At 45.4% G+C, this 25866-nt stretch carries 29 protein-coding genes; 9 read left to right on the forward strand and 20 right to left on the reverse strand.

The genetic code is table 11. The annotated features are described in order from the left end of the window. Positions 1 to 587: 587 nt before the first annotated feature. Together CYJ37_RS10910 and CYJ37_RS10915 are read right to left on the reverse strand one after the other, a co-directional pair. On the reverse strand, positions 588 to 1439 hold the full coding sequence (locus tag CYJ37_RS10910; RefSeq protein ID WP_009795507.1) for a patatin-like phospholipase family protein: 852 nt from the start codon (positions 1437 to 1439) through the stop codon (positions 588 to 590). A gap of 149 nt (positions 1440 to 1588) precedes the next feature. After that, positions 1589 to 1888 (reverse strand): DUF4870 domain-containing protein, encoded by a 300-nt coding sequence (locus CYJ37_RS10915; protein WP_050767316.1) that lies wholly within the window; start codon positions 1886 to 1888, stop codon positions 1589 to 1591. Positions 1889 to 2150: 262 nt separating this feature from the next. On the opposite strand from CYJ37_RS10915, the gene CYJ37_RS10920 reads away from it, so the two are divergent. The 4 genes from CYJ37_RS10920 to CYJ37_RS10940 all read left to right on the forward strand — a co-directional run bounded on the left by CYJ37_RS10920 (position 2151) and on the right by CYJ37_RS10940 (position 5571). After that, complete coding sequence (locus CYJ37_RS10920) at positions 2151 to 2933, forward strand: undecaprenyl-diphosphate phosphatase (protein WP_094767238.1); 783 nt, start codon at positions 2151 to 2153, stop codon at positions 2931 to 2933. A 15-nt stretch (positions 2934 to 2948) separates the two neighbouring features. Continuing rightward, positions 2949 to 3536, forward strand: a complete 588-nt coding sequence (locus CYJ37_RS10925) for a DedA family protein (protein WP_101549732.1) — start codon at positions 2949 to 2951, stop codon at positions 3534 to 3536. A 23-nt stretch (positions 3537 to 3559) separates the two neighbouring features. Further along, entirely contained in the window at positions 3560 to 4681 is a 1122-nt protein-coding gene (locus CYJ37_RS10930) for an amidohydrolase (protein ID WP_101549734.1), read from the forward strand. A 326-nt stretch (positions 4682 to 5007) separates the two neighbouring features. Next, entirely contained in the window at positions 5008 to 5571 is a 564-nt protein-coding gene (locus CYJ37_RS10940) for a GNAT family N-acetyltransferase (protein WP_009795501.1), read from the forward strand. A 69-nt stretch (positions 5572 to 5640) separates the two neighbouring features. Here CYJ37_RS10940 and CYJ37_RS10945 read toward each other — a convergent pair whose 3' ends face one another. Next, positions 5641 to 6429: a hypothetical protein gene (locus CYJ37_RS10945; RefSeq protein ID WP_022544073.1), complete on the reverse strand. Its 789-nt coding sequence runs from the start codon at positions 6427 to 6429 to the stop codon at positions 5641 to 5643. A gap of 147 nt (positions 6430 to 6576) precedes the next feature. After that, positions 6577 to 6732 (reverse strand): YflJ family protein, encoded by a 156-nt coding sequence (locus CYJ37_RS10950; RefSeq protein WP_022544074.1) that lies wholly within the window; start codon positions 6730 to 6732, stop codon positions 6577 to 6579. A gap of 915 nt (positions 6733 to 7647) precedes the next feature. Between CYJ37_RS10950 and CYJ37_RS10955 the strand changes: the two genes are divergently transcribed. Continuing rightward, on the forward strand, positions 7648 to 8757 hold the full coding sequence (locus CYJ37_RS10955) for a mechanosensitive ion channel family protein (RefSeq protein WP_094767233.1): 1110 nt from the start codon (positions 7648 to 7650) through the stop codon (positions 8755 to 8757). 122 nt (positions 8758 to 8879) lie between these two features. Here the strand turns inward: CYJ37_RS10955 and CYJ37_RS10960 are convergent, their stop codons facing one another. Both CYJ37_RS10960 and CYJ37_RS10965 read right to left on the reverse strand, forming a co-directional pair. After that, positions 8880 to 10373: an HD-GYP domain-containing protein gene (locus CYJ37_RS10960; protein WP_094767232.1), complete on the reverse strand. Its 1494-nt coding sequence runs from the start codon at positions 10371 to 10373 to the stop codon at positions 8880 to 8882. Between the two features lie 167 nt (positions 10374 to 10540). Next, a complete protein-coding gene (locus CYJ37_RS10965; protein WP_094767263.1) occupies positions 10541 to 11320 on the reverse strand; it encodes an SDR family oxidoreductase in 780 nt (259 codons plus the stop codon). Between the two features lie 227 nt (positions 11321 to 11547). Between CYJ37_RS10965 and CYJ37_RS10970 the strand changes: the two genes are divergently transcribed. Together CYJ37_RS10970 and CYJ37_RS10975 are read left to right on the forward strand one after the other, a co-directional pair. Beyond that, the gene (locus tag CYJ37_RS10970; protein WP_022544076.1) at positions 11548 to 12036 is read left to right on the forward strand and encodes an Hsp20/alpha crystallin family protein; all 489 of its coding nucleotides are present in this window, start codon (positions 11548 to 11550) and stop codon (positions 12034 to 12036) included. A gap of 50 nt (positions 12037 to 12086) precedes the next feature. Further along, a complete protein-coding gene (locus CYJ37_RS10975; RefSeq protein WP_101549736.1) occupies positions 12087 to 12554 on the forward strand; it encodes an Hsp20/alpha crystallin family protein in 468 nt (155 codons plus the stop codon). Positions 12555 to 12567: 13 nt separating this feature from the next. Here CYJ37_RS10975 and CYJ37_RS10980 read toward each other — a convergent pair whose 3' ends face one another. The 6 genes from CYJ37_RS10980 to CYJ37_RS11005 form a co-directional block, all read right to left on the reverse strand. Beyond that, the gene (locus CYJ37_RS10980; protein ID WP_009795492.1) at positions 12568 to 13065 is read right to left on the reverse strand and encodes a GNAT family N-acetyltransferase; all 498 of its coding nucleotides are present in this window, start codon (positions 13063 to 13065) and stop codon (positions 12568 to 12570) included. Positions 13066 to 13273: 208 nt separating this feature from the next. Beyond that, the gene (locus CYJ37_RS10985) at positions 13274 to 14086 is read right to left on the reverse strand and encodes a CAP domain-containing protein (RefSeq protein WP_101549738.1); all 813 of its coding nucleotides are present in this window, start codon (positions 14084 to 14086) and stop codon (positions 13274 to 13276) included. 403 nt (positions 14087 to 14489) lie between these two features. Next, positions 14490 to 15881 (reverse strand): sensor histidine kinase, encoded by a 1392-nt coding sequence (locus CYJ37_RS10990; protein ID WP_101549740.1) that lies wholly within the window; start codon positions 15879 to 15881, stop codon positions 14490 to 14492. Further along, on the reverse strand, positions 15878 to 16561 hold the full coding sequence (locus tag CYJ37_RS10995; protein WP_022544077.1) for a response regulator transcription factor: 684 nt from the start codon (positions 16559 to 16561) through the stop codon (positions 15878 to 15880). The genes CYJ37_RS10990 and CYJ37_RS10995 overlap by 4 nt, the downstream gene beginning before the upstream one ends. Continuing rightward, positions 16554 to 17540, reverse strand: coding sequence for a YncE family protein (locus CYJ37_RS11000; protein WP_101549742.1), 987 nt, complete (start codon positions 17538 to 17540; stop codon positions 16554 to 16556). The genes CYJ37_RS10995 and CYJ37_RS11000 overlap by 8 nt, the downstream gene beginning before the upstream one ends. Positions 17541 to 17663: 123 nt before the next feature. Continuing rightward, complete coding sequence (locus CYJ37_RS11005; RefSeq protein WP_101549744.1) at positions 17664 to 17933, reverse strand: hypothetical protein; 270 nt, start codon at positions 17931 to 17933, stop codon at positions 17664 to 17666. 131 nt (positions 17934 to 18064) lie between these two features. Between CYJ37_RS11005 and CYJ37_RS11010 the strand changes: the two genes are divergently transcribed. Next, positions 18065 to 18307 (forward strand): hypothetical protein, encoded by a 243-nt coding sequence (locus CYJ37_RS11010; RefSeq protein ID WP_022544079.1) that lies wholly within the window; start codon positions 18065 to 18067, stop codon positions 18305 to 18307. Positions 18308 to 18366: 59 nt separating this feature from the next. Here the strand turns inward: CYJ37_RS11010 and CYJ37_RS11015 are convergent, their stop codons facing one another. The 8 genes from CYJ37_RS11015 to deoD all read right to left on the reverse strand — a co-directional run bounded on the left by CYJ37_RS11015 (position 18367) and on the right by deoD (position 25571). Next, positions 18367 to 19200, reverse strand: a complete 834-nt coding sequence (locus CYJ37_RS11015; protein ID WP_180827364.1) for a hypothetical protein — start codon at positions 19198 to 19200, stop codon at positions 18367 to 18369. A gap of 152 nt (positions 19201 to 19352) precedes the next feature. After that, positions 19353 to 19754 (reverse strand): MarR family winged helix-turn-helix transcriptional regulator, encoded by a 402-nt coding sequence (locus CYJ37_RS11020; RefSeq protein WP_009795483.1) that lies wholly within the window; start codon positions 19752 to 19754, stop codon positions 19353 to 19355. 56 nt (positions 19755 to 19810) lie between these two features. After that, positions 19811 to 20722, reverse strand: coding sequence for a CobW family GTP-binding protein (locus CYJ37_RS11025; protein WP_035403367.1), 912 nt, complete (start codon positions 20720 to 20722; stop codon positions 19811 to 19813). A 159-nt stretch (positions 20723 to 20881) separates the two neighbouring features. Beyond that, a complete protein-coding gene (locus CYJ37_RS11030) occupies positions 20882 to 21784 on the reverse strand; it encodes an LCP family protein (protein ID WP_094767226.1) in 903 nt (300 codons plus the stop codon). Between the two features lie 149 nt (positions 21785 to 21933). Further along, positions 21934 to 23424, reverse strand: a complete 1491-nt coding sequence (locus tag CYJ37_RS11035; RefSeq protein WP_101549747.1) for a S41 family peptidase — start codon at positions 23422 to 23424, stop codon at positions 21934 to 21936. Positions 23425 to 23585: 161 nt separating this feature from the next. Beyond that, complete coding sequence (locus CYJ37_RS11040) at positions 23586 to 23792, reverse strand: heavy-metal-associated domain-containing protein (RefSeq protein ID WP_022544082.1); 207 nt, start codon at positions 23790 to 23792, stop codon at positions 23586 to 23588. 76 nt (positions 23793 to 23868) lie between these two features. Further along, positions 23869 to 24723: a M15 family metallopeptidase gene (locus CYJ37_RS11045; RefSeq protein ID WP_022544083.1), complete on the reverse strand. Its 855-nt coding sequence runs from the start codon at positions 24721 to 24723 to the stop codon at positions 23869 to 23871. Between the two features lie 146 nt (positions 24724 to 24869). Next, entirely contained in the window at positions 24870 to 25571 is a 702-nt protein-coding gene (deoD, locus tag CYJ37_RS11050) for a purine-nucleoside phosphorylase (protein ID WP_009795475.1), read from the reverse strand. A 157-nt stretch (positions 25572 to 25728) separates the two neighbouring features. On the opposite strand from deoD, the gene CYJ37_RS27735 reads away from it, so the two are divergent. Beyond that, positions 25729 to 25857 carry a hypothetical protein gene (locus CYJ37_RS27735; protein WP_009795474.1) on the forward strand — a complete coding sequence of 43 codons (129 nt, stop codon included), beginning with the start codon at positions 25729 to 25731 and terminating at the stop codon, positions 25855 to 25857. Positions 25858 to 25866 lie beyond the last annotated feature (9 nt).

The following is a 25866-nucleotide window of genomic DNA, read 5'->3' on the forward strand; positions in this document are numbered from 1 at the left end:
TGCTAGGGAATGAGCGGGGATATCTACAAGTTTTTTTAGGTTGGAGCAGCCATATTTTCAATGAGGAAAAGCCTTTGAGGCCAAGTTTGTGAGTCTGAGGAAATAGATGACGTCGCTGCAGACCTCTTTTGGTTTTAGATGGTTTAGAAGGTCTCAGTTGGCAGCACTAGCATTCTTTGTTTTGGTTTTAACGATTTAGAGGGCCTTAGCCGGCGGCACTAACACCCTCTGGGTTGGTTTTAACGGATTTAGAGGGCCTTAGTCGGCGGCACTAACACCCTCTGGGTTGGTTTATACAGATTTAGAGGGTCTTAGTCGGCGGCACTAACACCCTCTGGGTTGGTTTTAACAGACTTAGAAGGTCTTAGTCAACGGCACTAATACCCTCTGGGTTGGTTAAACGAGTTCAGAGGGTCTTAGCCGGCGGCACTGGCTCCCTCTATTTCACTCATGCTATTCAATGCCACATTGTTCTCAGAGCGGGCATCCTTCTAATCTAAAAATCTCTGTACTCTTGTCGAAGGTAAAACCCCAGCCAACATTTGGCTGGGGTTAATAAACTGGTCTACAACTGGTACAGGTGCCTGTCACCCAATAAAAGACTGAATCCGCCCAAATTGCTTCTTGGCATCGCTGTAGCCCTGGTTGTAGAGGTGTTCGAGCTTGGCTGGGTTTCTTTCCATCCTTCCCACTTCGAGCGGCTCTGATGGCTGGATGACAAGGGTGGTGCCCTTTTGTTCTTCCTCTGCCAGGTAGCCGAGTGTCTGGTTGTACTGCCGGTAGCGGTTTTCCATGGCCTTTTGGAGGCCTGTATAGGCTGGATATTTTCTTCTGACAAGGAAATGGAACTTTGAAGGTTTTTTCTGATAGCCTTTATTTCTTGTGAGTATGACTATATTTTTTTGGAATCCGTCCTGCTGGGCTTTTTTCAGCGGAATCGGGTCGCTGATTCCCCCATCCAGCAGCTTTCTGCTGTTGTAGTCTATCTCCGGAGCAATGAAAGGCAGTGAACTCGAAGCTTTCAGCACCTGCAGCACATCCTGCCCGTAGCCTTCCCTGTTAAAATAAACAGGTTCTCCTGTATGGCAGTCGGTTGTGCCAATGACGAACTCCGACTGGCTGTTATGGAACTTATCATAATCATAGGGGACAAGCTTGTTCGGGACCTCATCAAAAATGAAATCCATTCCAAAGAATTGCCGGTTCCTGAAATAATTGCGCCATGATATATAGCGGGGATCACTGACAAGATCCACATTGACGGTTTTATTCCGTCCTTTCTGCCCTGAGATATAGGAAGCAGCATTGCAGGCTCCCGCTGAAACTCCTATTATGTAGGGAAAATACAGATCCTGCTCCATAAAGTATTCCAGCACGCCTGCCGTATAGACGCCCCTCATCCCGCCGCCTTCGAGCACCAGGCCGGTTTCATTGAGCATGACAAAGACTCCTCTCTTTTTTTTGCCTATTATTGCTTGATAATGGATATATTCTAACAAAAAAAATCCGCATTTGTCACAGGCTCCGCCTGACTGCGGCACAAAAAAAGCTGCTGATCCCATTAAAAGGAATCAGCAGCTATGCTGTCTTATTTTATCAGACGAAAAACCAGCGGTATTCTGTATTCATTGCCTTCATAGGCTTTTACTGCCGCCACAATGGTAAAGACCAGGGCCAGAGCGCCGACGATCCAGATGGTGATGAAGCCGATAAGGACAATCATCAGGACGGTACTGATGATGCTGTACACACCATAAGAAATAAGAAAGTTAAAATACTCTTTTCCATGATAATTCACAAGCTCCGAGTCATCCTTCTTCAAAAGCCAGATGATCAGCGGCCCGAGAAAGGTCGTAAACAGGCTGGATATATAAATCAGGGATGCCATCAGCCTTTCATCACTGCTGGAGTTTTTTTGGTATTCCACTCATAATTCCTCCAATATTAAAAATGATTTCTTATAACTATTACTACGCCCCACATCTAAAAAGGTTTCATTCTTCCGCTTAAATTATTCTTTAACCGCATCTTTTTCTTTCCCTGTTCTTGTTTGGGACAACTTGAATACTAATTAGTGAGGGCATATATCGGCAAATACAACAATAAAGGAGCCTTCCTCAATACTCCAAAAAGATGTAAAGGGTGATCAGATGCTTTCTAAGATAGAAGCGCTAATTCTCGGCATGATCCAGGGCCTGACTGAATTTCTCCCGATTTCGAGTACCGGGCATTTATATCTCGGAAGGCACCTGTTCGGGCTTGATGAGGCTGGCCTGTTCCTTGATACCATGCTGCATGTCGGAACCTTGCTGGCAGTCCTTGTCGTTTACAAAGATGAGCTCCTCCAAATCGCCAGGAAACCTTTCGGGCGGCTTTCCCTGCTCCTTGCAGCCGGAACAGTTCCTGCCGTGATTGCAGGTCTCCTTCTCGGGGATCTTCTCGATTCATTGTCAAAGTCCGGCGTAACCATCGGGTGGGAATTTTTGCTTACCGGCTTTATCCTCTGGACTGCCGATGGAATAAAAAAAGGCAGGAAAAAGATGGACGATATCAGTATGGGGGATGCCATTTTCATTGGCACCTTCCAGGCAGCAGCCATCTTCCCCGCCCTCTCCCGCTCCGGATTGACGATTGCCGCAGGCCTCATCAGGAAACTGGATAGAGAAACGGCTGCCTATTTTTCTTTTCTTCTTTCCATTCCAGCGATAGCCGGGGGGATTGTGATGCAGGCAGGAGAAATGTATGCCGGCCATACCGAGGCCATCCCTTTTGGGAGCCTATTGATCGCCACACTCTCCTCAGCGCTGTTCGGCTATGCGGCTGTAGTCTGGATGATTTCATTTTTAAAAAGAAAATCCCTGAAGATTTTTGCTGTTTATGTATGGATTTTGGGCTTTGCTGTCCTCGCCCTTCAAATGACAGGTTTTTTTTAAGGGAGTGATGTATCAGTGAAGGAAGTGATCATTCAGTTATTTGAGTTCCTTTCAAGCCTCGGTTATCTGGGCATAGCCCTTGGATTGATGGCAGAAGTGATCCCCAGTGAAATTGTCCTGAGCTATGGAGGATACCTGGTTGCAAGCGGAGAGATCCATTTTGCAGGAGCTTTGCTCGCCGGGGTTGCCGGCGGCACCGCTGCCCAGCTTTTTCTTTATTGGCTCGGTTATTTTGGGGGCAGGCCCGTCCTTGAGAGATACGGCAAATTTCTGCTGATTAAAGGCAGTCATCTGGATGCTGCCGAGGACTGGTTTAACCGCTATGGAACCGGCGTCATCTTCACTGCCAGGTTCATACCTGTCGTACGGCATGCCATTTCCATACCGGCAGGAATAGCAAAGATGCCTCTCAGAACCTTTTTTCTGTATACTGTGGCGGCCATTATCCCCTGGACAGTGCTTTTTCTCCTGCTGGGAATGGAGCTTGGCGACCATTGGAATGAAGTAAAGGATTATGCAAAACCATATCTGGCACCGATCATCGTCACCGCTGCTGTCCTTCTTGCCGGATATATTGCTGTCAAGCAACGCAAAAAAGATTGATGCGTAAAAAAGGAGGCGTGATCATGCCAAGGATGCTGTTGAAAAATGCGCTTGTCTACCCGATTGTTTCAGCACCCTTCAGGGGTGACGTCCTTGTTTCAGATGGCAAGATAGAGAGGGCAAGCCCTTCAATTAAGGTGGATTCCGCCGTCAGGATCATTGACTGCGGCGGAAGGCATCTGCTCCCAGGCTTTATCGATGTGCATACACATATGGGACTTTATGATGAAGGGACCGGATGGGCTGGTAATGATGCCAATGAAACCATAGAGCCGCTCAGCCCGCATATCAGGGCCATGGATGGCGTATACCCGCTCGACCCTGCATTTTCTGATGCTGTGCGGCATGGTATCACGGCGGTCCATATCATGCCTGGCAGCGCCAATATCATCGGCGGAACCACTTCTGTCATCAAAACCGCCGGCAAAAATATTGAAAAGATGACGATCCAGAAAACGGCAGGCCTCAAAATCGCATTCGGGGAAAACCCCAAGCGGATTCACAGCCACGGCAATAAAGAGTCGATTACCAGGATGGGCATCATGGGAATGCTCCGGGAGGCTTTTTATGCCGCAAAAAACTCGGCATCACCGGAAGATCTCCGCACCGCACCGCTGCTGCTCGCCCTTAATCGTTCCATTCCTGTACGGATCCACGCACACAGGGCGGATGATATCATTTCTGCGGTAAGATTGGCAGATGAATTCAATCTGGATTTGAGGATTGAGCATTGCACAGAGGGTCACCTGGTAGCCGACGAGCTGTCTGGAAGGAGTTTAAAGGTGTCTGTGGGCCCGACATTGACCCGAAGATCGAAGGTAGAATTGAAAAATAAAACATGGAGGACATACAGCGAACTGACGAAAATGGGAATTGAAGTCTCGATAACGACAGACCATCCTTATACACCGATACAATATTTGAATGTCTGTGCTGCCATAGCCATGAGGGAAGGTCTTGCTGAACAGAAAGCACTCGAGGGAATCACGCTCATTCCGGCCAGGAACTTGAGAGCAGAAGACAGGCTCGGCTCAATTGAGCCTGGCAAGGATGCAGATTTGGCCCTTTGGAGCCTCCACCCTTTCCATTTTTTGTCCAAGCCGTCCTGGACGATGATTGACGGGGAATTCGTCTATTCTGAGTGATGGAATTTGTCAAAATCCGCTGCCGAATTTTGCTGTAAATTTTTCAAGAAATATTAACAATTTACCTATTTCTTTTTTTATTTTTTTTTAGTATGATACCTTAAGTGGCAAAGATTCTGCTGAATTTCTGCCTTTGAATAAACACATAATGGAATGCAATAGATATAGGGAAGGCAAATGGTGCGCCACCATCCAATCCAAGGATGGTTCTAGTGGGTTCGATTCCCACCCCGAAATTTTTTAGCAACATTACAAAAAATTTCGAGGGTGGGACCAGAGCTCTATTTGGCATGGAGCAGGACTACCTCGGGCTGGAGGGAACATACATGCTCAAGAAACGCGATCTTCAGGATTGCCATGCTTTGTACGAATTGATGACGCACCCGGAAGTCTTCCCTTTTGTGCGCCAAAAAGCCTATTCCTATGATGAATTTTTATTTATGACCAAGCAGACGATTGAAGCAGAGGAACGCGGTGAGCTTATTTCCCGCACTATCCTCGATGAATGGGGTGCTCCGATCGGGACCATCAATCTGTTCGATATTCAGGATCAGGCCGGGTTCCTCGGCACCTGGCTCGGCAAGCCCTATCATGGGAAAGGCTATAATAAGACAGCCAAGGATGCTTTTTTTGATGAGCTTTTTTATGAAGCCGGAATCGAAACGATCTTTATGAGGATCAGAAATGTCAATATCCGTTCTCAAAAAGCTGCTGAAAAGCTTCCGTATATTATCCAGGCCAATGAAACAAGGAAACATATATTTGAACAGCTGAACAAGCAGGAGCTTATCTACAATCTTTATGAAATCCCAAAGGACTTATATACACTTCATGTAATGCGGAGCGGAGTCCAGCCGGTTCAGGATGTCACCCAGCTAATGGAGGCTTAAGGGTGCACATACACGAGATTTAACCAAAAGCCAGTCATTCCCGACTGGCTTTTTTTCATATATAAAAACTCACCTTGCCTCCAGAAAAACTGCCCTCATAAATGCCTGTTCCAGCCTCTCCACAGGACAAACTGAGGCTAAGCCCTCCCTATCCCTCATCTTCATCAGAATTTTTGGAGGATATTCGAAACGGTTATCAGCATATCGGATGGCTGTTTCGGCTTGAATATGAATCGTTTGCTCTTGGCAGATTCTGTACTTCTGCCATCTCGCAGCCTGTTCAAGGAGTGAATGAAACCGGTTCAGCTCATAATCAGGTTTTTCAGGGTCGGATGCCGAGAAAGCCATGCAGATTCTTTTCCTTTTCATAACAGCCCTTTGCAGCTGCTGGCTTATAGCTTCAAAATCCCTGCCGGTAAAGCTCTTTAATGATTTAGGGAACATTATTAAGCTGATCTCATCCAATTCCCCTACCTGCAAGCCTGATGGAGGTGATCGAATCAGCTTAAGTTTATTGGGGGGGACTTCACTCAGGCCACTCCAGACTTCTTCGTCAATGCCGGTGTATGTAAAGCTGCCGATTTCCTTCTCGCATGCGGCGGCATAGAAGGCATCATATTCAATTGCACTTCCGCACTTAAAAGAGAACAGTTTCCATGGAGGCAAAATCCATTTGCTATCGAGAATCAGTCTGGACATCAAATAATATTCATGGAGCAGGACAGGATAGTGCCCGAGCAGATATATCTGCTGCCAGACTGTGTTCCCCCCGCTTACGGATTTCAGCGGGCAGTCAAAGCTGCTTTCCCCGATTTCCATCCAAATGGTGGCCAGCTTGTTTGCAATAAGAGATCTCACTATCCTCTGCCCCCTTTCTCCCTCATCATATGCTTCGCCGCTTTCCAACATGCCATTATGAAAAACGCATGCTCAGGTGCCGGGCATAGACTGCCACACCGTTTGGCAAAACAAAGAGACTGCTTTCTATGCAGCCTCCCCATATGTTTATTTTCCCGGATTTTTCTTTAATTCTTCGATGTATAGCTTTCTGACAATATAGGTTTTGTATAATTCTATTTTCCTGCGGTCTATCGGATGTTTATTGATCCCCATTTCCTTCAGCTTCTGAATATACCAGCCTTTCGACCCCTGATATGCCACCCTTCATTCTCCTCTCCAAATCGCTTGTCCGTATACTATATGCTGAAAGAAGCAGCTGAAGACCTTCACGGCAAAAATTCAGCGGCTCAGCCAGCATCCTTATTCTTTAGAGCTTAAATCTGCGGGTTGAAAATGCATTTGCAAACCGAAAGCCAGGAACAGCCATGCTATATTCCAGACTCTGAAAAAAACGGTCTGTCCATTCCTGTACTTTCGCCTTTGATCTCCGCATAGGTATATATGGCAGACAGGCTTTTACAAAATTGAGTGAAGAGACCCTCTTTTCCCCCCTTTTCAGGAGAGGTTTATTCAGCTAACAGGGCAGGAAAGGATAAAAAAAACCAGGAAGTCTTATCCTCATTTGAGGGGCCAGCAAGCCTTAAAATAAGCGGAGAATTTCCGTTTTAACTGCTGAATCTGGCATGAGGGCATTAAATAAGCGGAAAATTTCCGGTTAAGTGGAGCAAAGTTGCCCATTTATTTGTTTTTTGAATCGATCGCCGGAATTTCTCCGTCTATTGCAGCTGTTTTTAGAGTTTCTTTGAAATCAGGGGGAATTTCTCCGCTTATTTTTCAGCCTGTCCCCGATTCCCTCATTCAGGTCCTGTAAGGTCCGCTCTTTATGGCTGGTCGGGATTGTTCCTAAATAGATTTTCTTGAATGATCCAGAAATAGCGGTTTTTATACCTCACGTATAAAATTGACGTTAAATGACTTTAAATTCTGGCAAGCACCAGCAGCATTTGCTTCCTGTAAAAGTAATTTTTCACCTCTTATAAGAATGGCAATAAAGCAACAATCAATGCGTAAAGAGCCTTATTAAAAGTTACGTCTTTCAACCTATTAAATTTTTCCGCAGTTAGTGGTAAAGTGTTCTAATGTTTATCACTGCTTAGTTTTACATCAAGGAGGAAAATGATGACTTACCTGTTAACCGATGATTTTTGGGCAAAGTTTGCCCTTTCTGCCGGAATCCTGATTTTATTTTTGCTGCTCCGAAAAGTGTTTACAAGATATATCTTCAAGCTGATTATTGATTATACTGATAAAAAAGGCATCACCACAGCCTCTTCCATCCTAAATTCGTTCCAAAAGCCTGTCAGATGGCTGTTTGTCGTTATCGGGCTTCAGCTGGCTTTGCAGTTTTTCCCATATGACCTGATTAGCGATACAGCAGAAAAAAAGCTGTTTCGGTCAGTTTTCGTTGTGCTTGCGGCCTGGGGCCTTTTCAATTTAAGCAGCATGACTACGGTGCTCTTCCCTAAACTGATGAGCAAACTCGACATTAATGTCGATAAGCTGGTCGTCCCTTTTGTTTCTAAGATGGCTAAGACTCTTGTCATTGTTCTTGGCGGAAGTATGATTGCTGAAGAATGGGGTTTCAATATCAACGGCTTCATTGCCGGGTTGGGTCTTGGAGGCCTGGCTTTTGCCCTGGCTGCGAAAGAAACAGTTTCCAACCTTTTTGGAGGGATAGTAATCGTAACCGAGAAGCCATTCACAATAGGCGATTGGATTAAGACTCCCAGCGTCGAGGGAACAGTAGAGGACATTACCTTTAGAAGCACGAAGATACGTACTTTTGCCCAGGCTCTTGTGACGGTTCCCAATTCGACCCTTGCCAACGAGCCGATCATTAACTGGTCTAAAATGGGAAAAAGGCAGATTGCCTTTCATCTGGGAGTTACGTATTCCACTTCAAGAGAAAAGCTCCAGGCAATCGCAAGGCGGATTGAGCTGATGCTCATTGAGCATGAGGAAATCCATAACGATACAATCATAGTTCGCTTTGACCGCTTCAATGATTCCAGCCTTGATCTTTACCTGTACTTTTTCACGAATGTGACGTCTTTTGCAGATTATCTTTCCATCAAAGAAGACGTTAATTTCAGGATCTTGCTAATTCTGGAAGAGGAAGGAGTCAGCATGGCTTTCCCTACACGGACTCTGGTGGTCCAATCAGAGGGGGTACAGTCCGGAAGCGGAATTATTCAGGAAGAGAAGGCATTGCTGCGTTCATCATAAATTCTTTCATTATGCGGGAAGAATATGCGTGCATCAATAAAGCCGCACCAATCTGGTGCGGCCTTTGTCATGTATAAAGGACCTTAAGGGTTATTTATATAGCCCATAGAGAACCTGAAAGATCAGGATGCCTCAGTCTGCACCATCTTTCTGGCCAGCTCAATAAAGGCGTCTGCCACCTGTGGATCCCACTGTGTGCCTTTTCCACTTTCAAGTATATGCAATGCTTTTTCCGGCGGCATCCCTTTGCGGTAAGGTCTGTCAGAAGTCATGGCATCATAAGAATCTGCTACGGCGATGATCCGGCCAAAATAAGGTATCTCTTCCCCCTGAAGTCCATCAGGATAGCCTTTTCCATCGATTCTTTCATGATGGGAACGGATCCCGGGGAGCAATGAAGCCACCTCGCCTGCCGGCTGTACCTGCTTTAAAATCGTTTCACCTATAACCGGATGGGCCTTTATGTACTCGAATTCTTCGTCAGTCAGCTTGCCTTCTTTTTGCAGAACACCATCCGGGACACCGATTTTTCCAATATCATGGAGAAGAGCAGTCTGATAAAGCTGCTTCAGTTCTTCATCATGAAGACCAAGTCTCTTCCCTATGTCGCGGGAGAATGAAGCCACCCTCATTGAGTGGCCGGAAGTATATGGATCCCTCGCATCAAGTGCTGCAGACAGGACAGTCATGAAGCTTTCAAGCAGCTGCCGGTTCGTCTCTTCCCTTTGCTTCAGGGCCGCTATCATAATATTGAAACCTGTGAATACCTCAGAGAATTCGTCTGTATACACATTATCCTTCAAGTAGGCAAAGTTCTGATTTTCCGCCTCGGACATCAGCGTTTGAAGGCGTGAAATCGGCTCTTCAATATCCTCCGCCATATACTTCGCGGTCAGCATGGCATAGCAAACTGTAATGAAGATCACAACAGCCGCCCACTGCCAAAAAACGGCCGTTTCCATCCCCATTCCTTCCAGCTTGATTTGGGCAGCTACCATGAAAATCAGGACAGGAAGGACACCGATCACAAGGACTGTTAAACGGAATTTCTTTTTGATAGGAATGGTGGACGGAGTTTCTTGAACAAGCCACCCGCTTTTATTGGCCGCCTTGAAATGGGCCAGCACCGGCTTGATCGCCCGAAGCGTCAAGTAGAATTCTACTAGGGCGTGCATGCTGGCAACAAGAAAAGCGGCAATGGCGGCATAAAGCACCATATAATAGGAGAGCTTGAGCTCTCCGGCTGAGATCAGATAAAGTGAAGCAGATGCTGCCGGTATCGTCAGTCCAAGCAGATGCGGCAGCATAATCCGCTTGACCGTTAGGACTGGAAACTGCTTCAGCCTCAGGATAGCTTTTCTTACAGACTCCGCATCCATTCCATCTGAAAGAAACACAGCTCGAATGGGCCTGATATGCTGCCTGAAGAAAAAGCCCTCCGTAAAAAACATGATGACCATTGACCCTGCCAGAATCAGCCATATTAGGGCTTTGTCATATCCCCTGGCATCAATGGTTGTAAAGATAAAGGTTGCACCGATTGCCAGCACTGCAATCAAAGAGCCGAATATGTAATTGATTAGAAGTTTTTTAAGAAACCTGTTATATATGTCCATATGCCACAGCACCTGCATCAAATTTATAGTTATTTCCTACTATTTTATCATCCTTCCACCTTCAAAACTATATGTACTCGTTTCTGCAGCAGGTTTTCTCAAACTTTCTCTTTTATTGGCACAAATATTGCAGCAAAAAGCACATTGCCTTCAGCAATGTGCCCTTCTTAGCCATCAAGCCTGTATGCTTTTCCCAGTATATCCTTTCCGCCTGTGACAGGAATAATGCTCCCATTTATAAAGGCGGAATTATCATCACTTAAAAACGAAATGACCCGTGCAATATCCTCTCCGGTTGCATCTCTTTCATTTTCGGGCAAATCTCCGATCAATTCTCTTGCCTGAATGATTTCCTTCTCTTTCCATTCACCTACGATATCACCTGGGCAGACCATATTGGCTGTAATCCCGTTCTCAGACTCTTCCAGGGCAAGAGTCCTTGTGAGGGATGCCGCCGCTGTTTTTGCTGCAGCAAAAGCTGATCTGTAAATCCACCCTGGCGCCGTTTCGACTCTATCAAATCCAATGGTAATGACTCTTCCCCAGCCTTTTTCTCTCATCGCCGGCAGAAGGAGCTTTGTCAGCCAAAAGACTGCGTTTACATTTCCATTCATCAGATAGCTCCAATCTTCAAGGGAATAATCAGCCATTCTTTTTCGTTCATGTATGTATGGCCCGGCATTATGGACAAGGATATCGATTGAGCCGAAATAATCCAGTGCCTTCTCAGCAATGCGCAGGCAGTCTTCTGCAGAAGCGATATCACCCTGGACAACAATATTTTGCGTCCCATATTTTTCAGTCAATTCTTCTGCGAGCAGCTCAGCTTTTTCCCGGCTGCTGCGGTAATTGATTGCAAGCGAAACCCCATTAGCTGCCAGTTCAATGGCTGTCCTTTTTCCGATGCCGGCCGCTCCGCCGGTTATTAAAGCCGTCTTTACATTCACCAAGATACATACCCCGCAATATTTTTTTCTGCTCTCTTAATCACTATACTATGAAGAACCCTTGAGATATGCAAATAAAAAGAGGCTGGCAGAAAATATATGCAATTGGACTGGCAGCTGGTTTGCTGTATGCGTGAAAATTAACGATTAGGCTGCTGCCTGCATATAATACATCAACATATACCGAACATGGGGCATATACGCCTCACTAGGAAAGGATGTATCATATGTTTCCCTGGAACCTTTTCCCGTTTAACAAAGACATGAAAAAAACGATGCAGCAGCTCAAGCCTGACGAGATTGACAAATATGTTCAGAATATGATGGGCCAGCTTTTTCCCCAATCGACGCAGGGAATGGGAGGGCCACAGAATATGATGCAGGGATTCAGCCCATTTCAGCAGGGGAACCCTGATCCCTCTCCTCCCGGCTCTTCCAAACTCGATACCTCTGTCTACGAAACACATGATTATGTTTTTGTCAGGATCGGAATAAAAGATGAATCCTGGCTCAAACAGCTGAAGCTTTATCATACTTCAAACCAGATCATCCTGGAGCATATTCCTGAGTTTGAAAATAAGCATACGATTACCCTTCCTGCCATTGTAAAAAGGAAAGGCTCTTCTGCGAGCTTCAAAGACAGCATGCTGGAAGTCAGGATACCCAAGAATATTGATATGCAGTTTTCTGAGATTGAAGTAACTGAAATCCTTTAACCTTTTCCTTTTAGCTCTGAGCTCCCATTCATTAAAGGAGGTTACAAGCTATGTCTTTGGAACAATTCAGGCATCTTCTGGAATGGAGCACCCAGGTCCAGAATGATCCGCTGTTGGGCAGTCTGAGCAAAAAGAATCCGGAGGGGCAGATTATGCCATCCAATCCCGGCTCAGCATTTTTCGGCCAGCAGGGATCCGTGCCCCGATGTGATGTCTACAAATCCGGAAACACCATCATTGTTGAAGCAGAACTTCCAGGCATTGAAAGGGAGAATTTCAAGGTTCAACTGGCTAAGGGGGAAATCATTATTCAAGGTAAATATATGACTCTTCTCCCCAACCGGGAATATTTGATAAAAGAGCGCCCCAGCCTGAAGTTTGAGAAGAAATTATCCATTCCATATCAGGTCATACGGCAAGAGATCAAAACCTCTTTTGAAGAAGGTCTTCTTGTCATTATCATACCCATACATGAAGATGAGGAAGCTGTAGATATTCCTTTCCAGATGGATACTTGAACTTCCGGCATGCTTAAAGAAGTTTGTCGTAGCAAAAGAACGGATGCTCCCTGTCCATATAGATTTCACCGGCTTTTTTGTATCCGTTTTTCTCAAACAGTCTTTGGGCCTTCTTGTTAAGTGAATATGTATCAGTTCTCATATATGGCACATTCTGCTGAACAGCATGCTGTTCAGCAAATGAAATGAGACGGCTGGCAATCCCGGCTCCCCTGATTTCAGGATCTACAACGAGGCGGTGGAACACATAGCATTCACCATCGGCCTTTTGCCAGGAAACCTGGCGGTATTGCTCTGCCTGGACCTGATCGCATGTTATAGCACCGGCGGGTTCTCCATCCATCACTGCTGTAAACATTGTTCCGTTCTTGATATCATTAAGGAAATCAGTTTCTGCAGGATATTCATCTGTCCATTGATCATTATTTTCCTGCCTCATAATTTCTACTGTTTTCTTTACGATTCCCATTATTTTGCTTATATCTTTTGGTTCTGCTTTTCTGATATCCATAGAAATCCCCTATCTATATTAACTCTAGGTTGTATTGTATCCTTTTTCGGAAAAATCATGAAGGAAAAGCACCCGCATTTACTGTTAAACCTTTCGGGCCGCAGCATGAGTGAGAGTAAGACGTATAAGACAGTCATTCCCTAGGAAAGTCTAAAACTGTTCAAAAAAAAGAGACAGCAGGTGCTGTCTCCTTTTTTTGAATGCTATATTATTTTCCAATGAACATTTGAGTCCAATAGTTGCCTTCTGCCACATGGCCTACACCGATGTGTGTGAAGTTGGCGTTCATGATGTTCTTGCGGTGGCCTTCACTGTTCATCCATGCTTTTACTACTTCTTCAGGTGAACGCTGGCCCATTGCAATGTTCTCACCGGCTGTTCTGTAAGAGATGCCGAATTTCTTCATCATATCAAACGGAGAACCGTAAGTTGGGCTGTTATGGTCAAAATAGCCTTTTGTTTTCATGTCATTAGACTTCTCGCGTGCAACCTTGCTGAGCTCTGTATCAAGCTTAAGGGCAGGCACACCATTTTTTGCGCGTTCCTGGTTAGTCAGTTCGACTACCTTTTGCTCAAACGCACTTACTTGTGATGCTGATGGTGCAGCTTTAGGCTGTTCTGCTTGTGCAGGCTGTTTAGCTGGTGCAGGTGCAGGTGCTTCCTGCTTAGGCTGTTCTGCTTTTGCCGGTGCAGGAGTTTCCTGTTTTGGCTGTTCTGTTTTGGCTGGTGCAGGTGCTTCCTGTTTCGGCTGTTCTGTTTTGGCTGGTGCAGGTGCTTCCTGTTTCGGCTGTTCTGCTTTGGCCGGCTGCTTGTTTACCTGTACGCTTTCCCAGTTAATATTGTATTGTTTCATATATTTTTGAAGCAGGCTGTTAATCTGCTCGTTATTCAGGTTTCCAGAGTAATTTACTTTCACTTGCTGTGGAGTCGGGCAATTAGATGCTGCATCTGCTTTATTCAATCCTGGTGATACAAGCAATGCTGCTGCCGCTGCTACTGAAAAGATCACTTTTTTATTCATGTATGAAATCCTCCCTGATAATCGTAGTTTGTTTTTTGTTGCTCTCTTGCTTGCAGTAATATCATAGCATACGATTTTTGTAATATTAGAGGGAGGATTTTACATATTAGCAGTTTGTAAGTGCATCCATAGGCTGCACATACTGACTTTGGGACTAATTAAGCAGGAAAAGCCTGTTATATCAAGATATCTTAGGTTTAATGGCTGGAATATTATTGTATGGATAATAATTGGTAAAGTGGAAGTGAACATGTCTTTTTTCCAAACATATGATAAAGAAGTCTTATTGACACATTTTCAGGGGTCATCCTTTGTTTACTTTTATTACACGGGAATGACAAATGTGAAAAGAAATTCGTATGATTTAAATTGAAAAAACCCGGAAATATCCCGGGTTTCCAATTTAATCCTTTAGCATTGGCAATGTTATGGTTACCGTTGTCCCTTCTCCTGGACTGCTCGCTATTGATATGGATCCATGATGCAGCTGGATGAGCTTTTCTGCAATGGCAAGGCCGAGTCCAGTGCCGCCATCATCCCGGGTTCGGGCTTTATTGACCCGGTAGAACCTCTGCTTGATACTTTCAAGATCTTCCGGCGGGATTCCGCTTCCTGTATCAATTATTGTAAGAATGCAGTCCCTATTGGAAGCTTTCAGGGTAATTTCAATGTAGCCTTTACCTGTATATCGGATGCTATTGTCCATGATATTCTGCACGATCTGCCCGATTCTTCCTTCATCACCCATTATAATGATGTCCGGATCAAGCATTGTCCGCAGCTCTACTTTCTTTTCCCTCAAAGCTGGGGTATACCGCACCAGGCTATCTTCAATGACCTGAGCAAGGGGAAGAGGCATTCTGACCAGCTGGTACTCATCGGTGTCCAGCCTCGATAAATCAAGCAGGTCTCCGACAAGCCTTTCCATCCTGACCGATTCTCTATTGATAAGATGAAGATACTTATCATCTTTATCCGCAATCCCTTTTAATATTGCATCACTATAGCCCTTAATATAGCTGATAGGTGTCCTGAGCTCATGAGAAATATCAGCCAGAAACTCCTTCTTTCTTTCATCTTCCTTCTGGATGGAGGATGACATCTGATTGAATGCCCTGGCAAGGCGCCCTATTTCGTCTTCGGATTGAATCTGGACCCTGCTTGAATAATCTCCTGAAGACACTCTTTCCGCTGCCTTTTTTATATCTGCAAGCGGGTGTGTCAGCTTACTGATTATTTTTGTCCCGAAGATGAAGGCAGCTCCAAGAAACAGCAAAGCAGCCGCTACCCACCAGTAGGCAAAATCCTTTGTGACTTCTGAGATATTTTCCACCGGGATATATAAGTATAAAATACCTTCAAGTCTGTTTTCGTCAAGCAAGGGAATAATAACTCCCATGATTCTTCTGCCGAACCGCTCCTCATACCCGGTTTTAAGGATATGGTCTCCTTTAAGAAGCCGTTCTCTTTCTTCAGGGCCGATCAGCGTGTCATAATCAATATCAAATGGGAGGCAGGCGCTCAGCTCCCTCGGATTGCTGACAGCAAAGACTTCCGCATCAGATACCTGGTTATACCATTCCACTTTTTCTTTATATTGTTCGGTAATCGGGCCTGAACTGTACTGCGAGGCCAGGCGCCCGCCCTCTTGCAGCAGCTCTTCCTCAATATGTGAGACATAAAGGTTTTCATAAAACAAATAGGACAAAAAATATGAGTAAACGATGGTGATGACAATAGCGGCCATGATCGCCAGCCAGATTTTCCTTGCCAGGCTGCCTGAGAAGTATTTCATTCGAGGGGCACCTCAAACTTATAGCCGATTCCCCAGACCGTCTTTATATAATCTCCTGCACCAAGCTTCATTCTTAGTGTTTTAATGTGGGTATCCACCGTCCTTAAGCTCCCCAGATAATCCATTCCCCATATCTGCTCTAAAAGCTGTTCCCTGCTCAGCGCATGGGACTGGTGGCCGATAAAGAACATCAGCAGTTCATATTCTTTGAGTGTGAGCATGATATAGCTGCCTTCCACCTTCACGCTCCGCGCCTTTTTGTCTATCGTTATTTTTCCGGCGGAGGTTATATTTGAATCTGCGCCGCTGATGCTGCCGCTCCTCCTCAGGACTGCATGTATGCGGGCAGTCAGTTCCCCAGGGCTGAAAGGCTTGACGATATAATCATCTCCCCCGATCTGCAGTCCTTTGACCTTATCCCACTCTTCCCCTTTTGCAGATAAAAAAATGACAGGTACTTCATATTGGGCACGCACCCTCTCACACACTGAGAATCCATCTTCACCTGGCATCATGATATCCAAAAGAATGAGGTCAGGAAGATTTTTTTGTATTTCTTCCAGCGTTTCTTTTCCTCCTGCAGCATAACGGCAGCTGAAGCCGGCATTTTCCAAATACATCCCGATCAGGTGACGCATATCTTCTTCATCATCCACAATCAATATTTCTAAATCATTCATTTCCAACATCCCCCCGGAGTATGATCTGGAATGGCCCTTCTCCTGTTTTGATCGTCTTTATGACCTGAAGCGGTCCCGGATCAATCAGATGGACATCATTGCTGTCATAGCCCGCAATAATCAGATACTCTCCGAAAGGAAGCATTTCAAAAGGATTGGCTCCGACCTGGATGCTGCCTGCCTCTTTACCGCCGCCGTCCACCTTATAAAGTGTACTGGAGCCGTGGCTGAGAGCAAAAATAGATCCTTTCAGCTCTGCAAAGCCTATCGGCATCGTTGGGGCAGGAATCGTTTTTGCCAGCCTGCCTGTTTCCAGACTGTAAACATGGATGTCTTTCTCAGCTTCTGCCCCTTCTCCATGGCCGCCTATCCAAAGTTCTCCCTCTTCTTCCCTGATCAGGGCTCCTGCTGCAGAAGGATGGATTTTGAAAGATGATATCTTTCTGCCTTGATTTATATCTATGACAGTCATGATTTCCTGCTTGAAGCTTGAGACAAATAGTCTCCCTTTTTCCTTTTCTTCGAGGATGGTCAAGGGATCGGCTTCTGTCTTAACAGCTCCTGTTTCCTTACCATTCAAATCATAGAACCTGACTTGATCTTTTTCCTGGTCTGCAAAAGCAATTTCCTGCCTGCCTGCAAGGAGCCTGCCATTGACTATTCCGGTACCTGCCGGCCATTCACCGATCTTTTCCCCTTTTTCTAATGAATATAAATCAACGGTATCCAGCTGTTTGCCGTACAATAACAAGGAATCTCCATCAGGGAGGATTAAGCCGCCTGTATAAGGCTTCTGTAAATCCCATGTCGCCGCTTCATCCAATATATCCAAATCAATGAAGGTCAAAGACATATCTTTGATGTTGACGGTTGCCGCCACCATTTTGTCCTTTGCAATTGGCGGATATTGTTCAGAGCTGCAGGCTGCCAGCATCAGCAGCATGCACGCATATCCCAGCGTAAGTGCAATTGCCCTCATGATTGTTCCCCTTTTCTGCTATGTATAAGAAGATTATATCCTTGTACTGTGAAATATTTGTGAAAAGTTATTGATCATATTTTTAGATCATTCTCGACAGCAGGGCATATGCCGCTAAAAAACTTAAGATCTGATCTGTTCATACACCTGACAATGCATGTCTATCAGAAAAAGTTTATCTTCATTGGGCATATCAGAGTCAGTTAGCCTCTTAACTGCCAGGTAGAACTTTTCCGCCACCCGCTTTCTGGCACGCGGATGGGCATTTTCATCTTTCAGCTCTCTCCGGATTGCGTCCTTTAAGATATCCTCCGCTGAGCCGGTACCTTCAAGCCTGCGGTTGTTCCAAAGCTGCCTGTACTGGCCAAGCAAATAAGCATAATCATTATTCATCTTCTATCTCTCCTTGCCTGTGTCTTACCATCGTTTCTAGTATACCCCTACTATATATGCATAAAGAAGACTGCAATGGCAAAAAATACGTTCACCGGCAAATCTGCAGGAAGAATGAAAGGAGGATGTTCATGGGGACACCTTACCGCTGCCCGAACTGCAAAACCAATAGAAGCAGATTCAATATCATCAGGCAGGTAGCACAGCCAGTAAAGCTTGATCCCGGCTCGGGCATTGTCTTGGAAGAATACGCTGAAGAACAGCTGAGCCCTTTCCATATGGCTTATAAAGGGCCTGAAGTCAGGGTGCAGTGCGCAGCCTGCGGGCTGGTAGAGGATGAGAAGACATTTGCGAAGTTTGGAGAGATGAAATAAGAATGGGGGATGCCATAGCATCCCTTTTTGCTTTTATTGCTGCGGAAAGAGAAAACCGCTTATCTTTCGAATAGGCGGTTTTCTTCCAGGAATTTTTGCGCGTTTACTTTCCAGCCGTCGAAAGCTGACATTTTTATCATTTCGATTTTTCCTTTGTAATGCCTTTTTCCTTCATTTTTTATATACCAGACAACTTCAACGGAAACATCCACAAGCTGGTTCTGCTTTTCTTCCATGCTGAAGCCGCCGGAAGCACTTTCCAGCTGAACATTTTCAATAGCCGGGAGGATTTTTTTCCATGGCAGCTTTTGCAGAGAAAGCATGCCCGCAATATCTTCGTCCTGCTGCTTCAGACCTGCAATGAATGCTGAAGCTGCTTCTTCCGGTCCTGCATTTCCGGTGTATGCCTCCAGTTCGCCTGCAGACTTCAAAATCATCAATTTATGAGATAAGTCCATCTCATCTCTTCGATGAGTGGTGCTTCCGTTAAAATGAATGCAGAAGTGGCCGGGAAAATTATTGGCAAGTGCCCCGGCTCCATGGGGCATCCCATGCATTGAAGCCGCTATTCTCAATTTTCCGGATTTTACAATGATGGCTCTCCGCCTCCAGCTCCACTTTCCATCATAAATTTCCTTCATCACGGCTGTATCCTTCGCCGTCAAGGGCTGGACATCTGCGTGGCGGCTTCCTGCCCTTCGCTGCACTTTAAAATTCTTTCCCGTTTCAACATCCTCAACAGTAAATGTGCTGAATCTTGGAAGCAGCTCATTGACTTCTGACCAATCCAGTGGAGCTGGCCTGCCGGATGCATCAGCATAAAAAATGGATCCCTGAAGAAGAAAGCTGGCGAGAATAAGGACTGCCGGCTGTTTTAAGAACTTCATCATCATCACTCGATTTCTCTCTTTGTAGGATGGGTCATGCGGCCCTCAATGAAAAGTGTCCCACACAAGCCTTCTTTTATGCGCGGCGCCGCATCCTGACAGTTTAAAATGAAACAAAAAAAGAGCCTGGCGGGCGCGCGCAGGGCTCATATAAATCATTACATAAGTTTTTGAAACAGCTTTACCAGCTGATCCAGCTCTTCTTCAGTAAAAGAGCGGAACTTTGCCTGCAAATAGGCAGATTTTTTTTCCTCCAGTTTTTCAACAAGTTCCTGGCCGGTTCCTGTAAGCACCAATTCCACCACTCTCCGGTCGTTTTCGGAACGGCTTCTGGTCATATAGCCTTTCCTGACAAGAGAATCAGTTACGCTCGTAATGTGGCTTGCCGATACATTCAGCTCTTTAGAAATGGCAGAAGCCATCTTAGGTCCGTCTGCTATTAGTTTCAGCACAGTGAATTCATTGCTGGTGACTTCATCGCCCATCAGCTTATTCACTTCCTGCCTTAAAGTCCGAAAAACAGTCCGGAATGCTCTTTCCAGTTCTGCTGCTTGTTTCAAAGAAAATCGTCCTTTCCCTATATGGGCTAAATGATCTTTCAGTGATATTATATCATTTACTCCATATCCTTTAATTTCCGGCTGATCTGCTCCCAGTCTATATTTTCGCCGATAAATACCATGTTTAGGGGCATATTCATATATTCCTTCATATATAAAGGCATTCCATAAGAAAATTGGAACAGGAAAGGATAGCCCTCAGCCGAAAACTTAATATATCCCTTTATTCTAAAGACCGAATCAGGCAGCTCTCTCAAAAAAGAATCGAATGCTTCCTGGCTGACCGGGCCCTTGAAGGTGTGAACATAGGATCCAAGGTTCAGATCCTTGAGGGAGGCTTTTTCAGCCCCGGTCTTCCGATTCGTCTTAAGCCCCCGTACCGCTTCGGCGGAGACCTTGGAATAGGTGGTGAGAATAGGCACCGCATGCTGGTTGAAAGACTGGATATCCATGACTGCAGAGGCTTGTTCTGAACTGCTCATTTCATCTGATTTATTCACCAGAATCAGGTCGGCATGCCGCACCTGCTCTATGAGCAGCTGCTGAACTTGCGGGCTCAGCGACTTCCGGGCAAGCCATCTCATCCCGTCAATCGCAGTCATGATGCCTTTAACCTGCAGTTTATCTGCGAACAGCGGCGACAGCACAGCATCAAGCACTTCCACAGGATGGGCAGCGCCGGTCGTTTCAATATAAATCACTTCAGGTTTCTCATCCAAAAGCAGCGACTGCAGCTGGGATTCCAGTTTATCCTGGATGCTGCAGCAGATGCATCCGCCAAGCAGTTCTTTCAACGGGACCTCCCCGTCAACAGCTTCCGAATCAATGGATACCTTTCCAAGCTCATTCATCATAACAGCTGTCTTCCGGCCATCCTTTTTTTCCTGCAGCAGCAGCCTCTTCAATAAAGTGGTCTTTCCGCTGCCAAGGAATCCCGATAATATATATACTTCTGTTTTATTTACCATTTCAGCATGTTCACTTCCTGACAAAATTGGTTAACGCTCCAATCATATGTTACCTAAACTTTGCCCTGTTTGAAAGCAAAAAAGCTGTTAAGGCTTATTTTAGCTTGCAGATTACCCAGGATATGTATAAAGGGCATGGCTCGTCTATTATCTTGCCCTTTATTGTTTTTCTCCAATAAACTGCTGGATTGCCTGTTTATTTTCTTCAAAATCCATTTCAAGCACTGCTCCTGCTTCATCGACAAGTTTATTTTCAAAGCTGTCACTGACTGGAATCCTCAATGTCTGAACATTCTCAGCGGAATTGAGCAGATAGGATACGGCCAAGGGGACTGCCTCATCGGCATCCATATCCGTTTCTATATACTGGGCTGCCTCAAGAACGACCGCCGGGAAATCAAGGACTCCCTCTATACTGCTGAATCTTTCAGTTAGCTTATTTTTAAGGGCAGCTAAGACCTCCTGCTGCCGCTCAACCCGGCCGAAATCACTTTCTCCGTCATGTCTGAAGCGGACATATGACAAAATTTCTTCTCCATGAAGGGTTTGCTTCCCCGGCTGCATATCCAGCTTCATATCCTCTGCCATTTCCTTTGAAACCTCAAGCTCCAGCCCTTCAGGAGCAATCAGATCTGCTGCAGCAATGAAGCCCTTGAAATCTATGATGGCAGTATAGTCGATTTCCAGCCCGAAATTCGCCTCAACTGTCTCTTTAAGCAATTCTTTCCCGCCTTCATAATAGGCATGATTAAGTTTGGTGCGCCTTCCGGTGCCCGGTATTTCCACATAGCTGTCCCTCATTAAAGAAATCAGCTTGATCTCCTTCTCTTTAGGCATATATCTTGCCGCTATGATTGCATCAGACCTTGAGTGTGCTTCTCCCCTGCTGTCTATTCCTATCAGGAGGAATGTAGTGTCTGTTGCACCTTGTCCGTATACTGTATCTTCTTTTCCGCTTGTCCCCGGTATGCCGGGGGCTGCCTTGTCGGCTCCATTGTCAAAGGGCAAGGAGCATGCAGTCAATTGGATGGTGACGCATATGATAAGCAATAGTTTTTTCATCACTGGCCTGCCTCCATTATTCGTTTACTTTCATTCTCGGGCATCGGAGGGCAGCCCTATACCTCCTGGTTAATATTTGTAAAATTCCGGCTCGTCTAAGGGAGCATGAAAAGGACCGGCCAGCAGGCCGGTCCTTTCCATTTAATATTTTACTGCAGTTCTTTCTTAAGCACTTCTACTGCTTTTTGAATCTGCGTATCGTTTTTAAGAAGCTTTTCTCTTAAGAGATCCATCATCTTTACGGTGGTATCTCCTGTAATGACACCCGTCTGCTCAAGTTTATGGGCTTTTTGAAGCTGGATGACTGCCTGCTTTGTTTTTTCATCAAAGAATCCGTCTGTCCTGCCCGGTTCAAAGCCAAGTGCCTTGAGCATTTCCTGTGCAGCCTTCACTTCAGCGGAAGAAGAAGACACCTTCAGTTCGCTTTCAGGATTGATAAACGGAAGCGATGCATAAGAAGGAAGCTCTGCTTTATAATCAGGCTCGATTCCTTTTTCGTGGATCCAGTTCGCTTCCGGCGTCAGCCATTTCTCCGTTGTGAATTTCATATTGGATCCATCCGTGAAATCTTCTGCACGCTGTACTGTGCCTTTTCCGAATGACTTCTCACCAACAAGAGGGACACCTGCAGACTCGTGCACAGCCGCTGCCAGTATTTCCGAAGCACTCGCACTGCCTTTGTCGATTACCACCACAAGCGGGATGTCAGGGCTGCCTTCAGAATTGGATTTTACCACTTCCCGATTGCCTTCCCTGTCTTCGATCTGGAATAATATTTCTCCTTCCGGCACAAACAGGCTGGAAATACTGATCGCCTGGTTCAGCAATCCGCCCGGATTCTGCCTTAAATCAAGGACAAGGCCTTTCATTCCCTGCTTCTGAAGATCGTTCAATACATCAATGAGTTCTTTGGATGTGTTCTCAGAGAAAGTGGTGATCTGGACTTTTGCAATACCATCCTCCATCATTTCCCCATAAACGGTCTCAAGCGGGATAGTATCCCTGGTGATGCTTATTTTCGTAGCTTCATCAGCACCTGCGCGCTGGATTTCAAGCTCCACTTTGGTACCTTTCTTGCCGCGTATCAGTGTTACTGCTTCTGTTGAGCTCTTGCCCTGGAGGCTTTTCCCATCTACAGAAAGGACTTTGTCATTGGGCTTCAAGCCAGCCTTTTCTGCCGGGGAGCCTTTGAGCGGGGAAACAATGATGATCTGCCCGTTTTGCTCCTGAATCTCTGCACCTATGCCTTCAAATGAAGAAGAGATGCTCTGGTGGAAGCTTGCTGCTTCTTCTTCATTCATATAGTCTGAATAGGGATCTTCCAGGGACTCAACCATCCCGTTAATAGCCCCGTTTATGAGCGTATTCTGCTCCACATCTTTGTAGTAGCTGCCTTTCAATGTATCATAAGCAGAATACAGCTTATCAAATTCGTTTCGTTCATTGCCGATGCTGACAGCTTTTTCATCTCCGAATGCCAGCGCGAAGGTTGTAATCCCCGCTGCCAGGAACACTATGAAAAACAGCAGCATGACAAAGTGAAACTTCTTCATCCGGATGTATCCGGACTCAGGCTGCTTGTCTGAATTTTCCTGGTCTAAATGATTATTATCCAAGCTGTTCACCACTTTCGTCTCCATAAGGAAGTCCTTAGACCCTTAAAAATTAGAATAACATTTTATAAAGTAAATTAACAAAGAAATATGTACAAAAACGGAAAAATTTATGAATAAAAGATGGCTTTTTTGAACAGGCCAATTAAAAGGGGATGGCCTGCTTCCATGCCATCCCCAAAAACCAATCAGGCAATTCCATACCCTTCATTTTCAATTGCTTCCTTGATTAAAGATTCCGATGTCTGCTCAGGATTATAGTCGACCTCTACTGTTTTTCCCTGAAGTGCTATTGACACCCCGGCAACTCCGTCAAGTGAAAGGAGGGCGTTCTTTATGGATTCTTCACAATGATCGCATGTCATTTCAGGTACAGTCATCGTTGTTCTATTCATTATTTTCTTCCTCCCTCTGTCAGTACTGCAGTCATTCTATTCCCCAATCAGGGCAAGTAAAAACAGGGAGTGATGATCATATTTTCTTTACAATGCTGAAATACTCTTCGAGAGTGAGGTTTTTCTCATAAATCTCCTCCGCTGCCGGACCGACATAGCGGAAATGCCAAGGCTCGTACTGATAGCCTGTTATACTTTCCTTTCCTTTCGGATAACGCAGGATAAATCCGAATTTATGGGCGTTTTCAGCAAGCCACTTTCCTTCTGCAGTGTTGCCGAACGCTTCAGAGAGCTCCAATTTTGCGCTTCTGCTGGATATATCCATCGCCAGGCCGGATTGGTGTTCGCTGCTGCCGGGCATGGCTACAGCCTGGACAGCCTTTTCTTCCCCGGCCCGCTGGATTTCAGCATCCAATATCACTGCCTGCCTTTCATATGAACGGTAGCCGGAAACGGCAAACAATTCAATCCCGGATTGCTTTGCTGCAGCAAACATCTTTTCCATATGAGCTGCAGCATCCTTGCGGATATAGCTCTTTTCAATATCCTGTTCCCCGAAAGAAAATGGAACTTTTGGACGGACAAGATCTTCCGGAATATAGCTGCCGGGCAGCATAAACTCTTTATTTACAAGCGCCATGATATTGGCAGGATTTTGAATCACTTTTTTACCTTCTGTTTCGGTTATCTGATTGAAAAAGGCTGCTTCCAGAACAGGGCCGTCCGGGACAGACTTTTCTTCCTCCTCAGCTGCAGCCTGTCCATCATCCGTTGACGGTGCTGCCTCACTGGTCTCTTTGTTTTTATCAGAAGGGCTGTCCGCAGCCTGCCCGCCTTCAGGCCAAAAGGGAATCTTGCTGACAAAAGGCTCCATTCTGCTGCATCCCCCGAGGATAAAAACAGCTGCTGCGATGATCACTATTTTCTTCATTTCTTTCACCTGTCCTATTGTTGTACCAATGTTAGTATTTCACAATATGTTTATCTTAACACTTTTTGCACTGCATCCGAAAGCATAGATAGTATTGATATCAGCAAAAAAAGAAGATGCCCGGCATGGGGCATCGTATTTAACCATTATTTAATCGCAGCTTCCAGTGCAACCTCGATCATTTCGTTGAAAGTTGTCTGTCTTTCCTGTGAAGTAGTTTCTTCACCAGTAAGGATATGATCACTGACTGTAAGGACTGACAATGCCTTTCTGTCAAATTTTGCTGCAAGGGTATAGAGGGCAGCTGTCTCCATCTCTATTGCAAGAATTTGGTATTTCGCCCATTTTTCCAGCTCTGAATTGTCGTTATAGAACATATCTGCTGTGAAAACATTGCCAACCTTAAGGTTCAGGCCTTTTTTCTCACCTGCATCATAGGCTCTTTTTAAAAGGTCAAAATCAGCGGTTGGAGCATAATCCACGCCTCCAAAGGTAAGGCGGTTCATCTGTGAATCAGTTGAAGCGCTCATAGCCAGGATAACATCCCTTACTTTTACATCCTTCTGGATGGCGCCGCATGTACCTACCCTGATCAGGTTTTGGACATTATAGCTGTTCATCAGTTCATTAATATAAATGGATATGGAAGGAACCCCCATTCCGGTTCCCTGGACAGAAATCCTTTTTCCTTTATAAGTTCCGGTATATCCAAACATGTTCCGGACTTCATTGTAGCATTCAGCATCTTCAAGGAATGTTTCCGCTATATATTTTGCACGCAAAGGGTCTCCTGGCAGCAGAACCGTCTCTGCAATCTGATTTTCTTCTGCACCGATATGTACACTCATGTTTTGTACCTCCAATGTTTTTCTGAAGCATGGTTTGAAACTGCTTTCACATCACACTATACCACATTTCCGCTGATGCTGGAAAACCAAGTGATGCCAGCATGTTTTTTTCTGCCCCGGGCAACCTAATATTAGTCTTTCCTAAGGAGGGATAAACATGCCGCAAGAACCGATGAGCAAAAAGCTGAGACAGGCTGTCCAGCACGCGAATGAAACCAATCCATCTTCACGTTCGAATACTGAACCGCATACCTCCAAAACAGTCCGGAGGAAGCATAAACAATAGTTCATGTGA

It is taken from the genome of Bacillus sp. UMB0728, from assembly GCF_002858875.1.
Taxonomy (GTDB): domain Bacteria; phylum Bacillota; class Bacilli; order Bacillales; family Cytobacillaceae; genus Bacillus_AB; species Bacillus_AB infantis.

What these genes read in the sequence shown, in the direction of transcription:
- CYJ37_RS10910 (WP_009795507.1), bottom strand. Translation starts at nt 1,439, where the DNA reads ATGCTCAATGAAACCGGCCTGGTGCTCGAAGGCGGCGGGATGAGGGGC.
- CYJ37_RS10915 (WP_050767316.1), bottom strand. Translation starts at nt 1,888, where the DNA reads ATGGCATCCCTGATTTATATATCCAGCCTGTTTACGACCTTTCTCGGG.
- CYJ37_RS10920 (WP_094767238.1), top strand. Translation starts at nt 2,151, where the DNA reads ATGCTTTCTAAGATAGAAGCGCTAATTCTCGGCATGATCCAGGGCCTG.
- CYJ37_RS10930 (WP_101549734.1), top strand. Translation starts at nt 3,560, where the DNA reads ATGCCAAGGATGCTGTTGAAAAATGCGCTTGTCTACCCGATTGTTTCA.
- CYJ37_RS10940 (WP_009795501.1), top strand. Translation starts at nt 5,008, where the DNA reads ATGCTCAAGAAACGCGATCTTCAGGATTGCCATGCTTTGTACGAATTG.
- CYJ37_RS10955 (WP_094767233.1), top strand. Translation starts at nt 7,648, where the DNA reads ATGATGACTTACCTGTTAACCGATGATTTTTGGGCAAAGTTTGCCCTT.
- CYJ37_RS10960 (WP_094767232.1), bottom strand. Translation starts at nt 10,373, where the DNA reads ATGGACATATATAACAGGTTTCTTAAAAAACTTCTAATCAATTACATA.
- CYJ37_RS10970 (WP_022544076.1), top strand. Translation starts at nt 11,548, where the DNA reads ATGTTTCCCTGGAACCTTTTCCCGTTTAACAAAGACATGAAAAAAACG.
- CYJ37_RS10975 (WP_101549736.1), top strand. Translation starts at nt 12,087, where the DNA reads ATGTCTTTGGAACAATTCAGGCATCTTCTGGAATGGAGCACCCAGGTC.
- CYJ37_RS10980 (WP_009795492.1), bottom strand. Translation starts at nt 13,065, where the DNA reads ATGGATATCAGAAAAGCAGAACCAAAAGATATAAGCAAAATAATGGGA.
- CYJ37_RS10985 (WP_101549738.1), bottom strand. Translation starts at nt 14,086, where the DNA reads ATGAATAAAAAAGTGATCTTTTCAGTAGCAGCGGCAGCAGCATTGCTT.
- CYJ37_RS10990 (WP_101549740.1), bottom strand. Translation starts at nt 15,881, where the DNA reads ATGAAATACTTCTCAGGCAGCCTGGCAAGGAAAATCTGGCTGGCGATC.
- CYJ37_RS10995 (WP_022544077.1), bottom strand. Translation starts at nt 16,561, where the DNA reads ATGAATGATTTAGAAATATTGATTGTGGATGATGAAGAAGATATGCGT.
- CYJ37_RS11000 (WP_101549742.1), bottom strand. Translation starts at nt 17,540, where the DNA reads ATGAGGGCAATTGCACTTACGCTGGGATATGCGTGCATGCTGCTGATG.
- CYJ37_RS11005 (WP_101549744.1), bottom strand. Translation starts at nt 17,933, where the DNA reads ATGAATAATGATTATGCTTATTTGCTTGGCCAGTACAGGCAGCTTTGG.
- CYJ37_RS11010 (WP_022544079.1), top strand. Translation starts at nt 18,065, where the DNA reads ATGGGGACACCTTACCGCTGCCCGAACTGCAAAACCAATAGAAGCAGA.
- CYJ37_RS11015 (WP_180827364.1), bottom strand. Translation starts at nt 19,200, where the DNA reads ATGATGATGAAGTTCTTAAAACAGCCGGCAGTCCTTATTCTCGCCAGC.
- CYJ37_RS11025 (WP_035403367.1), bottom strand. Translation starts at nt 20,722, where the DNA reads ATGGTAAATAAAACAGAAGTATATATATTATCGGGATTCCTTGGCAGC.
- CYJ37_RS11030 (WP_094767226.1), bottom strand. Translation starts at nt 21,784, where the DNA reads ATGAAAAAACTATTGCTTATCATATGCGTCACCATCCAATTGACTGCA.
- CYJ37_RS11035 (WP_101549747.1), bottom strand. Translation starts at nt 23,424, where the DNA reads ATGGAGACGAAAGTGGTGAACAGCTTGGATAATAATCATTTAGACCAG.
- CYJ37_RS11040 (WP_022544082.1), bottom strand. Translation starts at nt 23,792, where the DNA reads ATGAATAGAACAACGATGACTGTACCTGAAATGACATGCGATCATTGT.
- CYJ37_RS11045 (WP_022544083.1), bottom strand. Translation starts at nt 24,723, where the DNA reads ATGAAGAAAATAGTGATCATCGCAGCAGCTGTTTTTATCCTCGGGGGA.
- deoD (WP_009795475.1), bottom strand. Translation starts at nt 25,571, where the DNA reads ATGAGTGTACATATCGGTGCAGAAGAAAATCAGATTGCAGAGACGGTT.
- CYJ37_RS27735 (WP_009795474.1), top strand. Translation starts at nt 25,729, where the DNA reads ATGCCGCAAGAACCGATGAGCAAAAAGCTGAGACAGGCTGTCCAGCAC.